Source organism: Desulfoplanes sp. (assembly GCF_054921335.1).
The window spans coordinates 1-13692 of the sequence record NZ_JBUDSQ010000026.1; the positions used below are offsets into that span (position 1 = coordinate 1).

General features: G+C 52.3%; 15 protein-coding genes. All 15 read right to left on the bottom strand.

What is annotated here, in order from left to right:
• Nucleotides 1-149: 149 nt before the first annotated feature.
• The gene (locus tag ACY692_RS07540) at nucleotides 150-500 is read right to left on the bottom strand and encodes a DVU0772 family protein (protein WP_462324740.1); all 351 of its coding nucleotides are present in this window, start codon (nucleotides 498-500) and stop codon (nucleotides 150-152) included.
• A 138-nt stretch (nucleotides 501-638) separates the two neighbouring features.
• Complete coding sequence (locus tag ACY692_RS07545) at nucleotides 639-2072, bottom strand: cobyrinate a,c-diamide synthase (RefSeq protein WP_462324741.1); 1434 nt, start codon at nucleotides 2070-2072, stop codon at nucleotides 639-641.
• 76 nt (nucleotides 2073-2148) lie between these two features.
• On the bottom strand, nucleotides 2149-2382 hold the full coding sequence (locus ACY692_RS07550) for a dissimilatory sulfite reductase D family protein (protein WP_462324742.1): 234 nt from the start codon (nucleotides 2380-2382) through the stop codon (nucleotides 2149-2151).
• A 62-nt stretch (nucleotides 2383-2444) separates the two neighbouring features.
• Nucleotides 2445-3641 carry a dissimilatory-type sulfite reductase subunit beta gene (gene dsrB / locus ACY692_RS07555; protein WP_462324743.1) on the bottom strand — a complete coding sequence of 399 codons (1197 nt, stop codon included), beginning with the start codon at nucleotides 3639-3641 and terminating at the stop codon, nucleotides 2445-2447.
• 12 nt (nucleotides 3642-3653) lie between these two features.
• The gene (gene dsrA / locus ACY692_RS07560) at nucleotides 3654-4967 is read right to left on the bottom strand and encodes a dissimilatory-type sulfite reductase subunit alpha (RefSeq protein ID WP_462324744.1); all 1314 of its coding nucleotides are present in this window, start codon (nucleotides 4965-4967) and stop codon (nucleotides 3654-3656) included.
• A 341-nt stretch (nucleotides 4968-5308) separates the two neighbouring features.
• Nucleotides 5309-5920: a tetratricopeptide repeat protein gene (locus tag ACY692_RS07565; protein WP_462324745.1), complete on the bottom strand. Its 612-nt coding sequence runs from the start codon at nucleotides 5918-5920 to the stop codon at nucleotides 5309-5311.
• A 46-nt stretch (nucleotides 5921-5966) separates the two neighbouring features.
• Complete coding sequence (locus tag ACY692_RS07570; protein ID WP_462324746.1) at nucleotides 5967-6332, bottom strand: hypothetical protein; 366 nt, start codon at nucleotides 6330-6332, stop codon at nucleotides 5967-5969.
• A 52-nt stretch (nucleotides 6333-6384) separates the two neighbouring features.
• Nucleotides 6385-7074 carry a YkgJ family cysteine cluster protein gene (locus ACY692_RS07575; RefSeq protein WP_462324747.1) on the bottom strand — a complete coding sequence of 230 codons (690 nt, stop codon included), beginning with the start codon at nucleotides 7072-7074 and terminating at the stop codon, nucleotides 6385-6387.
• A gap of 222 nt (nucleotides 7075-7296) precedes the next feature.
• Complete coding sequence (locus tag ACY692_RS07580) at nucleotides 7297-7485, bottom strand: ferredoxin (RefSeq protein WP_462324748.1); 189 nt, start codon at nucleotides 7483-7485, stop codon at nucleotides 7297-7299.
• Between the two features lie 247 nt (nucleotides 7486-7732).
• Nucleotides 7733-8881, bottom strand: coding sequence for a sulfate reduction electron transfer complex DsrMKJOP subunit DsrP (dsrP, locus tag ACY692_RS07585; protein WP_462324749.1), 1149 nt, complete (start codon nucleotides 8879-8881; stop codon nucleotides 7733-7735).
• 13 nt (nucleotides 8882-8894) lie between these two features.
• On the bottom strand, nucleotides 8895-9692 hold the full coding sequence (gene dsrO, locus ACY692_RS07590) for a sulfate reduction electron transfer complex DsrMKJOP subunit DsrO (RefSeq protein ID WP_462324750.1): 798 nt from the start codon (nucleotides 9690-9692) through the stop codon (nucleotides 8895-8897).
• Nucleotides 9692-10075, bottom strand: a complete 384-nt coding sequence (dsrJ, locus tag ACY692_RS07595; protein WP_462324751.1) for a sulfate reduction electron transfer complex DsrMKJOP subunit DsrJ — start codon at nucleotides 10073-10075, stop codon at nucleotides 9692-9694. The genes dsrO and dsrJ overlap by 1 nt, the downstream gene beginning before the upstream one ends.
• Nucleotides 10075-11706 (bottom strand): sulfate reduction electron transfer complex DsrMKJOP subunit DsrK, encoded by a 1632-nt coding sequence (dsrK, locus tag ACY692_RS07600; protein ID WP_462324752.1) that lies wholly within the window; start codon nucleotides 11704-11706, stop codon nucleotides 10075-10077. The genes dsrJ and dsrK overlap by 1 nt, the downstream gene beginning before the upstream one ends.
• Entirely contained in the window at nucleotides 11699-12709 is a 1011-nt protein-coding gene (dsrM, locus tag ACY692_RS07605) for a sulfate reduction electron transfer complex DsrMKJOP subunit DsrM (RefSeq protein ID WP_462324753.1), read from the bottom strand. The genes dsrK and dsrM overlap by 8 nt, the downstream gene beginning before the upstream one ends.
• A gap of 48 nt (nucleotides 12710-12757) precedes the next feature.
• The gene (locus tag ACY692_RS07610; RefSeq protein ID WP_462324754.1) at nucleotides 12758-13270 is read right to left on the bottom strand and encodes an RsbRD N-terminal domain-containing protein; all 513 of its coding nucleotides are present in this window, start codon (nucleotides 13268-13270) and stop codon (nucleotides 12758-12760) included.
• Nucleotides 13271-13692: the final 422 nt, after the last annotated feature.

Genomic DNA, 13692 nt, shown 5'->3' on the forward strand with positions numbered 1-13692 from the left:
GGTATCTATGTGGCCCCGGCATCTTTGTCAAACACTTTTTGAAAAAAAAGGGAATTGGGTCTCCTGAACCCTACACATCCCCGCACCCAAAAGCCTCCCGACAGAATCCATCCGACGGGAGGCTTGGTTCTCAACATCGCTAACGGCATTTACCCCGTGACCAGCTCTCTTTCCAGCCACTCTCTCACCTCCGGAGTGACGCCATATACTCCCTTATGGTTACTGATCTGGTGCATAAAAGACCTTTCCAGCCGCTCGGGAAGCTCAAAGGAAGCCAGCTCTTCGGCTCCGTCGGAATTGCGCTTGATCAGATAACCTCTGGGCTTGTCCTCCCAGGTGTTGATGACGAAATAATAAGAGACGTCTGCCTTGCTCCTGACACGGTTCTCATAACTCCCGCCGTATCCTGTATTTCCCCATTCGAGATACAAAGCCACGGCATCTTCAGGGGTCATGTTCCAATCAATATCAATATCCTTAAACCTTGCGAACTGTCCCATAGTAACCTCCTTTCATGAATGTTTGATTGTTTAATAATAACCATTACTGACAATGTCAACAAACAATATGCGTTTGTTCAAACAGGAGGGTCGTTGAAAAGTACCGTGGGCACACTGAAAAAAAGGGCGGGGAGTAGATCAAATGCGGATATTGGGACAGGGTGCTCCGCTAGACATGCGATGCCGCCGGTACACCTGGGCCGCATCGACAAAACGGTTGGCCCATTGGGGGTGACTGAAGGCGTGCATATGGGTATACCCGGCAAGGGTATTGTTGGAGAGGAGCATATCGTAATGGGTACACACCCCCTGACCACGTTCCAGATCAAGGCAGGGAACAAGACATTGGGAGTCGACCGCCTCGGAGCGTGAATAATGGAATTCGTGGCCAACCAGAGACGTTCCGACGGGATAAAAGGGATTTTGGGCTATAACTCGCCCCTGGACATAGCCTAGCCCCTGGGGCCTGGGGCAAAACCTCGTAGAGACGGGGAGGATCCCGGCCATGGGATACACCCCCCCCTGATACCCGAGATCACGGCACAGGTACATGAATCCCCCGCACTCGGCATATATGGGCAGACCGGAGCGTGATAGCTCAGCCACTCTTTTCAGCTTCACCGTATTGCCGGAGAGCCCGTTGGCAAAGGTTTCGGGAAAACCGCCCCCAAGATACAGGCCGTGCAAATCCGGCCAAGGGGTATCATCAAGCAAGGAAAGAGAGACAAGCTCTGCTCCCGAAGCCTCGAGAGCTTGGAGATTCTCCTGGTAGTAGAACCAAAGTGAGGCATCCCGGACATAGCCGATGGTCACGGATCCGGTATCCGCCACGGCAGGAGGGTACAAACGTTGGGAAGAAGCAGGGGCGGGATCTGCTGTATCAGCAACCGAAAAAAGAGCGGGCAGGTCGAGATGGTCGCTGACAAATGAGGAAAGACGTGCAAATGCGTGGTCGGCCTGGGTGAATTCCTGATCGGAAATAAGCCCCATGTGACGTTCGGGAATGGGGTTGTCCGCCATCTTGGGCAGGGCACCAAACACCTTTAGATCGGTGTACCGCTCAATGGACGACCGAACAATGGATTCGTGGCGGCTCCCGGCGATACGGTTGAGAATGACCCCCCTGAGGTCCAGCTCAGGCTCGAACACCCGACATCCCATGACAATGGCTGCCATGGTCCGCGTTGTCTTGGTGCAGTCAATAACAATGACTACCGGTGCCTTGAGTACCCTGGCCAATTCCGCAGTGGAACAAGAGCCATCAACGTCTTTGCCGTCAAAAAGCCCACGGTTCCCCTCGATGATGGCCAAGTCATGCCCCAGCATTCTGGCGTGGAACAGGTCCTGAACACGACTCGCCGGAAACAAAAAAGGATCCAGATTGGATACCGATGCCTTGGCGGCCAAAGCCAGCCAATGCGCATCGATATAATCCGGACCCTTCTTGAATGGGCGAACGCGTATTCCAGCATCTACTGCAGCACGACAGAGACCAAGCGAAACAATGGTCTTACCCGACCCGCCACTGAGTCCTGCAAGGACCAGCCTTGGGCAAGGGGTGGTGGATTCCATGCAAAATTTCTCGCGCTCTACCGACCCTTGCGCCGAATTAGATCGGACAAACAGGTCACAAATGCTAAGCTAATAATTATTCACCCTCGGAAGCATGCTGCTTGCCGGCACCTTTGAGACCGTACATGGTCGTGCTACCGCTGGACCAGTATTCAAGGATTTCATCACTGACCATCTTGTTGATAATCTTCTTGGCAGAACGGGGTTTTTCCTCGGGAAAAAGAGCTGCGAGATCCTTGAAATAGAATTTGCTCTTGTTCTTTGATTTCGACTGCATGAAATCAACAACTTTCTGTGCATTCTCGTCCATGAGACCCTCTCATTGTTTGCAAAACATGGGGCGGGAAATACCCGCCCCATTGATGGATACAGCTATTTCTTGAGGTTGGCGAAATCTTCGACACCGTGTGTCCACTTGAAGTTCGTGGTCTGACGCCAGGTATAGTAGGCGGGATCACGGAAATCATCGATGACATGCTCGGTAAAAGGAATATCGCAGACTTCAAAGAATTTTTCCCAACCAATCCGTTCGGCCCAGTCACCAAGACGCTCATACTTATTGGCGTTCTCGGCGTATGCGTCGACGATCTTGCGGATGGTCTTGGTCATTGTAGGCCAGCGGGGGGGCTCATTGGGAATGAAGGCAATAACGACCTTGGAGAACTTCGGTGCGGAGATACGGTTGGAGATCTTTCCACCAACCATGATGGCGATACCGTCACCTTCCTGGTCTGCCAGAGGCAGGGAGGGACACATGGTGTAACAGTTACCACAGAACATGCAACGTTCGTTTTTGATGGCAACGGTCTTGACGGTCTTCTTTTCGCCGGCTTCCGTCTCGATCTCAGCCTTGGAAGGACGGATGGCTGCAACAGGACAGGAAGCAACAGCCAGAGGAATCTCACACATGTTGTCGATGTACTCATGGTCAATCATCGGCGGCTTTCTGTGGATACCGAGGATAGCCAAGTCCGAACAATGAACAGCACCACACATATTCAAACAGCAGGCCATGGAAATACGCAGGATGGCGGGCAGTTTCATGTTGGTGAACTCATCGAAGAGTTCGTCCATGGTGGATTTCACGGTACCGGAAGCATCGGTAGCCGGGGTGTGACAATGGATCCATCCCTGGGTGTGCACGATATTGGTGATACAGGCACCGGTTCCACCGACGGGGAACTTGAAGTCACCACCGGGGCCTTTGCGGCTCAGGAGGTCATCCTTCAAAGGTGCGACCTTGTCCTTGCTGTCAACCATGAATTCGATGTTGTTACGGGTGGTGAAGCGCAGGTAACCATCGCAATGCTGGTCAGCAATTTCAATAATCTCACGGATGTGCTCGGTGCTCATCAAACGGCAGCCACCACAGCGGACGGTGTATACTTCATCGCCGCTCTCGGCCTTGTGCATGAGGACTCCGGGCTCCAGAATGTCATGGTATTCCCATTTGCCAAAATTATTCTTAATGACAGGAGGCAGGAACTCATTGAAATCACGAGGACCAATATCGGTGATCCTGTTTTCCATGGGTTTATCGGGATTATATCCGGATGAAATAAATGCCATTTTGTAACCCCCTTATCTTGCGTGATGTTTTCTGAACTCGTTGATGTCGCGTTCCCAGCCGCCTTCGACCTCTTCCTCTCTCCACAGGATGTAGGGATTGGAACGGGGTTCCTGGATGTGCTGGGGTACAGCCTTGATATTGGTCACTTCCAGAAGTCTCTGGAAGCCCTGGCGTTTGATCAATTCACCAAGCCGTTCGCGGTTCTTACCTTCTTCCATCCACCAGTCCCAGATATTTTCGATAACCTCCTGGATCTCATCGTAGTTGTCTTCTACCTTGATGAAGGGGATGAGCAGGGAACCCATCTGGGCACCGTCAAGAATGGGGGATTTAGCGCCGCAAAGCATAGAACAACCACGATCGTTACCAATCTTCAGAGCGCGGGGCATAACATTGATACAATGCATGCAGCGGGTACATTCCTTGTTGTCGATGACCAGCTTACCATCTTCAAGGCTCATGCACTGTGAGGGACACAGGTCGATGACTTCCTTCTGGATGTCGAATGGGCCCCAGTCGCGACCGGCAAAAGCACCGGCGTTAGGCTGGATTTCACCGCCAACGTATCCGGCGACGGCTTCCTGATCGATGCGGATTTCATCGCGCCAGGTACCGAGGAAAGAGAGGTCGGAACGAGCGATGGCGGCCACACAACCATTGGGACAACCGTCAAATTTAAACTTGAACTTATAGGGGAACGCGGGACGATGGAGTTCGTCCTGATATTCCTGGGTGAGATGGGTACACAGGGCCTGAGTGTCATAGCAGGCAAATTCACAACGGGACTGGCCAAGACAGGTGGCCGGAGTTCTCAGGTTGGAGCCTGATCCGCCGAGATCCTGATCGAACTTGTGGGTCAGTTCAAAAAAGATTTCTTCGAGCTGCTCGGTTGTTGTACCGATAAAGACGATATCACCGGTGGCACCGTGCATGTTGGTCAGACCACTACCACGGAAATCCCAAAGATCACAGAGGTCTTTGAGGTACTTGGTTGTGTAGTACTTACCGGAAGGCTGGTTGACACGCATGGTATGGAAATGGGCAACACCGGGGAAGTTTTCGGGCTGATCGCAATAACGACCGATAACGCCACCGCCGTATCCAAAAACACCGACAATGCCGCCATGTTTCCAATGAGTCGTTCCATCTACATAGGAGAGTTCGAGAACGCCCAGCAGGTCGTCGCAAACATCCACAGGGATCTGATACTCAAGGCTTCTTTCGTTTTTGTGCCTTGATTCTGCTGCCCGTTTGATATCGGACACAAAACTTGGCCATGGACCTGATTCAAGCTGGTCCAGCAATGGAGTCTCACGTTTAGCCATCGCATTTCCTCCTTTAGGGTTTACACCTGATTCAAAAAAACCGCATAACAAGCTTCACGTTTGTTAACCGGACAACATCCCTCAACTTCAATGGAAACAAGCTATTAAACTTTGTGATTTTTCTTACAAACCGAAGAGTTTGTCAACCTGAAAAATAGGGGTCCGCCTGATTCCGTCGCCAGTTCAATGGGTTGTTGTTGGATTCCCGTGGCAACGTACCACGCAACGTCTTCCGTTCACAACCCAAAACGCAAAAACTGTATCTCAATATTATTTGAGCGTCCAGGCACAATTTGATTTTTTTTACATAAATCCCTGTGCAGACCGGCACCCAACCCATCCTATTCCTTGGCCTCTTCAAGAAGCTGTTCAGGAACATCATACCCCGACTCAAGCGCTTTATCAAAGGCATCCCTGGCCTTCCCCTTGTCGCCGCGTTCAAGGTGGACCAAACCAATATTGTTCCAGGCCGGTCCAAAATGGGGCTCCTCCTGCACGACCTTGGAGCACTCTTCCAGGCAGCCCGTGGCATCACCCTGCATCAAATACGCGGCCCCAAGAGAGGTCCGGGCTTGCAAAAAGCCCGGATCAAAAGAGATGGCCCGACGCAATGCGCCAATAGCCTTGTCTATCTCCTGCCTCTGGAGATGTACAAAGCCGATATTTCCATGTGGGACCGCAAAACGGGGGCGCAGTTCTGTGGCCATTTTGTTATAACTCAAACAGCTATCCAGGTCCCCTCTGTACATGGCGATACCGCCCAGTTGGACGTAGGCCTCGGCAAGCTCGGGCTCTTCCTGAATAGCCAAACGGAGTTCCTTTTCTGCGGTCTCGAAATCGCGTTCACCCAGATAGGTCATGGCCAGATTGTAGTGCCCGGTACCGCTATCCGGGGTGGCCCTCATATCTTCTTTAAACTCTTCTACGATCTGCTGTTTGTCCTTTTCGCTCATGTTCGCTCCTCATGGTTCCTGACACAGCGTTTTTACTCATTTGTCTTCACGTCAACTCACCATCAAAGTCACGCCCCTGCTTGGTAAGCATGGCATTGTACCACAGCGAGAATTCATACATGGCCTTGATCTTTTCGTCATGTTTGGTGACCCCAAGGGCCATGGCCTCAATCCCTTCCTTGTAAGCGACCCCCACATCCATGGTCCTCTTGGACTTCATGAACTCGGATACGAGCTGTTGCGCGGTCATGCGTGCAGGTCCCATGCGTATATCGATGGGATCGTTGGGCTCGGCAAACGGATCCCATGCATCATACCCGATCCGCTCGATAAATTTACGCCGTCTCCGTCCCATGTGCTCGTACATGTGCCGCTTTTGCTCTTCCTGTTTTGGAGTTAGAATCTTTGTCATCGTTGTGTACCCATCCTGGACGTTTGGGGGGTCTGCAGTGGCATGGCCGGGCTCAGCTCCGGACCGACCACTGGGCCTTCTTGGCCTTCTTTATTTCCCGGTCAACGCCGAGATAATCCTCGTCATAAACAGTCAACACTGCCGAGGAAACGGGGACAAAGACTGCAGCCAGCTTGTCGTATTTGGAGTTAAATCCCTTGACTACAGCATTGCTCAACAGAACCAGGGAATCCTGGAGGCGCTCAACCTTGACCGTAGGATACGGGGTACCGGGGGTGAACCCTGAGAGACCGCATACATGGGCCTGGCCGCCGATTTCATGGGGCACGCCATAGAGTCGGCATGTAATCGGCCGATGTTCGTACATTTCGCACCGGTCATCATCGCCCAAAAACGGACACCTGATCTTTTCCTGACCGACCATTCTGAGCACGTCTTCTCGGGATTCGCCCTTTTCTTGCATCCTATAGGCCTTTTTCTTGGCCCGGGCCATCTTCCTGTCGGCCTTGTCCGCTCGAAGATAGACGCGGTTCTTGATGTCCTGGGGAAGCTGTTTGAAATGGTGATTGAGATACATCGCCTCGATGAGGGTCAGATCAAAAAGGGCATAGCAGCAGTCACAACATCCCTGTTTGCAGGTCACCTTATCGGGACAGGCCTGCACAATCTGGGCGAAGGCATTGTCGGCACCGGCGACGAGCTTTTTGTATTCATCGAAATACTTGGTAAAATCGAGAGACATGGGAACAACCTCATAACGCAAGGGTCCGCATTCTCGACCATAGTCGGTCGGAGCTAGCGGAGCCACTCGGGGTTTTCGTGATAAAATGTACCAGCGGTCGGACTACCGGAGGAGCGGACCGACCGAATTGCCGAAAAAAGGCTTAAATGTTTCGGGGAAAGAGTGCAAGGGAAGGAGGGGGAGAAAAAGAAGGCCCCCTAGGGAAGGGGGCCTGTGCGTCAATTACGCTTCTTCAACGGTGATGGCGTCGTGCTCGCAGACTTCGATACAGGATTCACATCCGAGACACTCTTCCTCGTTGACAGGAACGGATTTTTCATTCTGCAATTCGTACACTTCCACGGGGCAGACATCGACACATTCGCCGCAACCAACACACTTCTCGGCGTCGACAGTTACGTTATAAGACATAACATACCTCCAAAAAAGTTGATTAGGTAAGATCACTTACCGGAGTGGCGTATGACCTCTCTCCAAAAGTTAAATGAGGTCATAGACGCGAAGATTCCGGGACGCAAGTCTTTTTAACACCTTTTTTCGGGTTGATCCGCGTTTTGAAACGAGCGGAATCCTTGGGCAAAAAAATTCAGAAAAACAGGATATTGAAAAAAGAGCGCACAGTCTTGCCTCTTCCGGACTGTGCGCTCAGAGGTTGCGCTTACTCGCCGATCTCGATCTTAACCCCGACGGCTATCTTGGTCAGCAGGGTCAAGATAAAGAACCCGGCAGCATAGATCCCGAGCGAAACCCCGAGTTCGAGCTGGGTCGGAACATATTCGGTGATTTCCATAAGCGGGTTGGGTACAAAACCACCACCGATCATGCCGAGTCCCTTGTCGATCCAGGCCCCGATGAAAACGAGCAGACAGCCGGCAATGAGCATATTGTCGTTTTCCCGGTTACTTGGAACGATCAGGACAACAACTCCAAGAACACACATGGTCATGGACGTCCACATCCAGGGTACCAGCACCCCGTCACCAAAAAAGAGATAATGCCAGTGGTGCAGATGACCGGGGATGTTGCTGTAATTGACGGTGAAGACTTCACATAGGACCAGGAAGAGATTCACGGACATGGCATAGGCAATGGTCTTGCCGAGGGCCTTGAAGGACTCCTTGCCCGGATCGAACTTGGTGGTCGCTCGGACGATGTACAGCAGGATGATCAGGAAAGCGGGACCGGCAGCAAATGCCGATGCCAAAAACCGAGAAGCCAGAACGGCATCCATCCAGTATCCACGGCCGGGAAGGCCGCAGTACAAGAACGCGGTAACGGTGTGGATACTCACTGCCCAGGGGATGGACAAGTAGATGAAAAACTTGATCCACTTGGGTGGTGCTACTTCCTTGCGGTGGGCCTGCAGGGTGATCCACCCAACGAAAATATTGATGAACAGATAGCCGTTCAGGACGATCATATCCCAGAAAAGCATGGAGTTCGGTGTGGGATGGAGGATGATGTTCATCAGCCGCTGCGGAGAGCCGAGGTCGGCGATGATAAACATGAGACAGAGGCAAACCATGGCCACGGCGTTGAACTCACCAAAGATGAGTACCCGGCCGTACGTCTTATAATCGTGTAGATATTTGGGAATGACCATCATCACGGCCGATGCAGCGACACCGACCAGAAATGTGAACTGGGCAATATAAAATCCCCAAGACACGTCCCGACTCATCCCCGTTATGGTCAAACCATTGACAAGCTGCATGCCGTAGCACACAGCACCGACGGTCATAAGTGCCAGCAGGATAGCCAACCAGCCCCAATAAACCTTATTTCCTTTGAGAACTTTCTCGAGCATAGCTACCCACCTCTTATATTAAGTAGTAGACGCCTGGTTCTGTGCCAAGCTCGGGTTTTCTACGAATGGAATACCGCGAAGCAAGAACCTTGCGCACCTCGGACTCGGGATCTTCCAGGTCACCGAAAACCAACGCTCCTTCCGAGACCTCCACACAGTAGGGAAGCTTTCCTTCAGCCAATCTCTCGGTGCAGAACTCACATTTCTCGACAACCCCCTTGGTCCTGGTGGGGAATTCCGGAGTGACATCCTTGATGTGCGGCCTCGGGTCCATGAAGTTGAAACTCCGGGAACCATAGGGGCAGGCTGCCATGCAGTAGCGGCATCCAATACACCTATGGAAATCCATCATCACGATACCGTCTTCCCGCTGGAACGTGGCCTTGGTCGGACAAACCCGTACACACGGGGGATGGGCACAATGGTTACAAAGGGCCAGCGTCGTCCTCTCCGTTCCGCCGGGAACATACTCATGTGCCTGTTCCGGGAAGACATTGTGCATGCCTGCGGACCAGATCCATTTAACATCCTGTTTGGAATCGATGGTCGGGACATTGTGGTTCTTATGGCAGGCCTCGACACATTTCTTCTCGATGGCCGGAGTCAGCTTCTTGGTATCGATAACCATGGCCCAACGTCCTGCATGGAGGCCCTCACCATGCTCCGGGGCTCCATGCTTGGATGCCATAAACAATCCTTCAGCCCCGTGGGAACCATGGCCCCCAGCCAGAAGCCGGGAAGCCGGTCTGACACTCCACCCAAGGGCGGCCAACCCTGCGATCCCGAGGAATTTTCTTCGTGTACTCTTCATTACTTGGCCTCCTTAGGAGCTACGTGACAATCCCAGCAGTAAGGAGATACGTCCATGGTGTTATGGCAACGGTCACAAAACTTTTCCTTGCTCTCGTGGCACTTCATACACGTCTTAACCAAACTCTTGTGGTAATGCTTGCCATTGAGAGTACTCGTATACACGTGCATTCCCTCCCGGACGACATTGTCCCGCCAGTCGTTGAGCAACTGCATATGCTCGGCACGCATCCACTCCTTGGACTCGACACAATATTTGCTGTTCTTGGGAAGCTCGGGCTGGGGCTGCTTGTAGGCCGCCGATCCGGTATTGTACCAGAAGGGAAACGAAAAAAAGACTACAAAAACAGCCAGGCCGGCGATCACCGTACCTTTATCGTACATTATTCTTCCTCCTTACCAGGCAGAGGTTCGCCTCGCAGATCGGTCTCTCTCTCCTTCTCATTCGGGAAAACAAGAGCGTTGGCCACAAGTTCGTGGATGCCTGTCACCTCGACGCCGGGCACCCAGTAATCCATGAGATCCGGAAAAACCGCCCTGTCGATGGCGCAGATGCACCCCAGGGTATTCACGCCGTACTTGTCGTGGACAAATTTAACGGCATTGGCCCTGGGCAGCCCACCCATCATACGCAATTCGTCATCCTCACCGGCATTGAGACCGGAACCGCCACCGCAGCAGAAGGTCTGTTCACGGATGGTGTTCTCGGGCATCTCGTAAAAATGGTTACAGACGTTGTCGATGACATAGCGCGGCTCATCGAGCAGTCCCATACCCCGGGCGGGGTTGCAGGAATCATGATAGGTGAGTTTCACGTTGTCGTTTCTGGACTTGTCCAGATTCAACTTGCCGTGTTTGATGAGATCGGCGGTGAATTCACAAATATGGACCATCTTTGTGGATGTGGCGTATTCGAAAACAGTGCCGGTAATGGGATTGACCGGTGTTTCCATGTGTGATTTCTGGTACTCGGGCCCGTTCATGGTATCCATGTATTGGTTGATGACGCGCCACATATGACCGCACTCACCGCCGAGGATCCATTTGGCACCCAGCCGCTCAGCCTCCATGTACATCTTGGAATTGAGACGCTTCATGGTCTCATGGGAGGTGAAGAAACCGAAGTTTCCACCCTCCGAGGCATAGGTCGACCAGGTCACCTTCAGACCGTATTCCCTCTTGAGATACTCGAAGAGCATCAAGTATCCCATGCAGGTATAGGTGCCGGGATCTGCAAAATAGTCACCCGAGGGGGTGATGAACAGGATGTCCGCGCCTTTTTCATTAAACGAAGGCTCGGGAAGAATGCCGGTGACTTCCTCGATATCTTCACAGAAAAAGTCGAGCATGTCCCTCATGGCGTGGGGCTGGATACCGAGATGGTTACCGGTACGGTAGCAATTGGCAACCGGAGTGGCGATCCAGTCGATATTCAATCCGACCAGGTTCAGCAATTCACGCCCCATGATCGTGATTTCCGCGGTATCGATCCCGTAGGGACAGAACACGGAACACCTACGGCACTCACTGCATTGGAAAAAATAGTACCACCATTCCTTGAGCACCGAGAGCGTCAGCTTGCGGCCACCGGCGAACCGGCCCAAAATCTTCCCGGCCTTGGTGAACTCGCCACGGTATACGGAACGCAGCAGCTCCGCCCTGAGGACGGGCATATTCCGGGGATCGCCGGAGCCGATAAAGAAATGGCATTTGTCCGCACAGGCCCCACAGCGCACACACACATCCATGAAAACCTTGAAGGTCCGGAAACGGTCGAGACGCTCGCGCATCCCGTTGAGGATAATCTCCTGCCAGTTCTCCGGAAGCTTCCAGTCATCGTCGAGGGGATTCCAGCTCCTGGCGTTGGGCAGACCCACATACTCGACGCTCTTGGCGTTGGAGGCATAACAATACCTTCCGTCCTTGATCTCCAGGGGAAGGTCCATCCAGTCCCCCTTGGGGGGCATGTAATCGATCTTGTTGGCTAGTTCATTCGCTTTTGGAAGATTAGACATTCTCCGCTCCTTCCTGCTTGTCCACCGGCAGACCAGCCTCAACCATCTTCTCTCTGAACTCGTCCTCATACTCGGCGTAAGTGTGGACGGGAACAGGGTAGTTCCAGGGATTGATGTGTCTGACAGCTCTGTTGTTGGAGGCCATATTTCTTGTTGGGCTCATGAAAACACCGCCCATGTGCATCAGTTTGCTCAAGGGGAAATACACCAGCAGGGTACACACCAGGAAGAGGTGAACATAAAAAATGACGCCGATTCCCTCAGGAATGACCGGGTGCAACTGAACCAGATTCATGGTCAGCTCCTTGATGGCGACCACGTCGGTCTTGATGAAGTAGCGCATAGCTATTCCGGTGCCGCCGATGCTCAAAATCAGCAGCAGAGGAAAAAAGTCGGCCACCAGAGAGATGAAACGCATGTGAGGAACGACCAGTCGTCGGATGAGCAGGTAGACGATGGCCAGCATGAAGATGGCATCCGTGAGATAGAAGGTGGGGGCACCGAGCTGGAGCACACCGTCAACCGCATCGAACACAGAAACGAGACCCGGCACGGGTTCGGTAAAAAACCGCATATGCCTGATAACAATGATCAAAAAGGAGTAGTGGAACGCAAGGGCGCCCAACCACAACCATTTGCTCGAACTGAAGGCCAGCCTGGGACCGGATCTCAGGTCGATCTTCGTGTTCCGAAACAGTGAACGGAAACACAGAACCTCAAGAAGCATCCTACCGACCACTCCGGACGTCGTGGAAGGATTTTCGAGTTTTGAATGTTTAACCCATGGCAACGATTTCTGCTGACCACAAGTGGTCGGAATCCTGAAGGGCACCGGAGATTTCGCCCAATCCACGACTCGCATACAAAAACCGATGACGAACAACAAGAAGGCCGCGTACGGAATGACGGTCCCAAAAAGGGACTGCCACCCCATTGCTCCCGCTCCGAGTACGGAGACCACGACGAGAGCAAATACCAGAAACAGGGAATAAAGTGCTTTCATCTACCTCTACCTCGTTTAGATTTGCACCACAAAAAAAATAAACAGACCTCAGTCTGTGACCTCCTTAATAAGGTTGGACTTCTCCAAGAGTTTGTTGGTCCGGTTGTACAAGTGGTTTGCCTTGTGCTTCCAGATTTTTTCCCGGCAGGCCATGTACAAGTCAAAGGCGACACATGTCATGGTGTCGATGCGGGACTCAATGACCCCCCACTCACGGATCCCCTCGGGAGTCGCCAGATCCGCCCGAACCTCGTCCTTGAGAATCTTCTTGATGCTGAAAACGAAATCAACCGCAGCCGATGGCCTGAATCCCTGGACCGCACGGATCCTGACCACGCCGTCGACGAGTTGCTCCAGTCCTTCCTCATGACCATCCTGGAGCAGGTAGTCCAGCATGCCGTCAAGGCAGGTCCGGAATGTGGTCCCGACCGGATTGGCAAACTCATTGCCCGTTTCCTTGAAAAACTTGGCCCCCTGGGACTTATAGGATTCCAGGAAGGCATCCAGCCACGTGGCGACAATTTTTTTCTTCCGCCCGTACAATCCGTCTTGAAGACTCATGGTTTCTCTGTTCTCTAAAAGTTTCAGCTCATTGGCACGTCGGATGGGGACCTTGCAGTGCAGCCCCAAACGCATAGATGCAGGGTTCTTAAATCACAGGCAATTTGTCGTCAAGACAAATTGAGAAAAATTTAACAAGCATATACCCATTTTTACCCTTTTATTACAACATTTTAGACAGAATTTTTTCATATTGACAAGCCACCCGACCTAATTCCATACGAGCACCTGATCTATCGTTACGCCCCACCTGCCGAGGGTTTTTCGGTCTACAGCGGAAAAGCGATCCCCTGAAACCGGCCGAACAAATAGAACACGCCGACTCCGTGAGCTGCCCGGGTTTTTTTCCTATGCTTTTGGATGCGCATGTGCTAGTCGGTGCAGCTCTCGATTATACTGTAGTCCATGTAACATACCCAATA

Bases quoted from the DNA above. Each gene is read 5' to 3' on its own strand.
- ACY692_RS07570 (WP_462324746.1), bottom strand. From the start codon at position 6,332: ATGACAAAGATTCTAACTCCAAAACAGGAAGAGCAAAAGCGGCACATG.
- ACY692_RS07565 (WP_462324745.1), bottom strand. From the start codon at position 5,920: ATGAGCGAAAAGGACAAACAGCAGATCGTAGAAGAGTTTAAAGAAGAT.
- ACY692_RS07545 (WP_462324741.1), bottom strand. From the start codon at position 2,072: ATGGAATCCACCACCCCTTGCCCAAGGCTGGTCCTTGCAGGACTCAGT.
- dsrB (WP_462324743.1), bottom strand. From the start codon at position 3,641: ATGGCATTTATTTCATCCGGATATAATCCCGATAAACCCATGGAAAAC.
- dsrM (WP_462324753.1), bottom strand. From the start codon at position 12,709: ATGAAAGCACTTTATTCCCTGTTTCTGGTATTTGCTCTCGTCGTGGTC.
- dsrJ (WP_462324751.1), bottom strand. From the start codon at position 10,075: ATGTACGATAAAGGTACGGTGATCGCCGGCCTGGCTGTTTTTGTAGTC.
- ACY692_RS07540 (WP_462324740.1), bottom strand. From the start codon at position 500: ATGGGACAGTTCGCAAGGTTTAAGGATATTGATATTGATTGGAACATG.
- ACY692_RS07575 (WP_462324747.1), bottom strand. From the start codon at position 7,074: ATGTCTCTCGATTTTACCAAGTATTTCGATGAATACAAAAAGCTCGTC.
- dsrA (WP_462324744.1), bottom strand. From the start codon at position 4,967: ATGGCTAAACGTGAGACTCCATTGCTGGACCAGCTTGAATCAGGTCCA.
- dsrO (WP_462324750.1), bottom strand. From the start codon at position 9,692: ATGAAGAGTACACGAAGAAAATTCCTCGGGATCGCAGGGTTGGCCGCC.
- ACY692_RS07610 (WP_462324754.1), bottom strand. From the start codon at position 13,270: ATGAGTCTTCAAGACGGATTGTACGGGCGGAAGAAAAAAATTGTCGCC.
- ACY692_RS07580 (WP_462324748.1), bottom strand. From the start codon at position 7,485: ATGTCTTATAACGTAACTGTCGACGCCGAGAAGTGTGTTGGTTGCGGC.
- dsrP (WP_462324749.1), bottom strand. From the start codon at position 8,881: ATGCTCGAGAAAGTTCTCAAAGGAAATAAGGTTTATTGGGGCTGGTTG.
- dsrK (WP_462324752.1), bottom strand. From the start codon at position 11,706: ATGTCTAATCTTCCAAAAGCGAATGAACTAGCCAACAAGATCGATTAC.
- ACY692_RS07550 (WP_462324742.1), bottom strand. From the start codon at position 2,382: ATGGACGAGAATGCACAGAAAGTTGTTGATTTCATGCAGTCGAAATCA.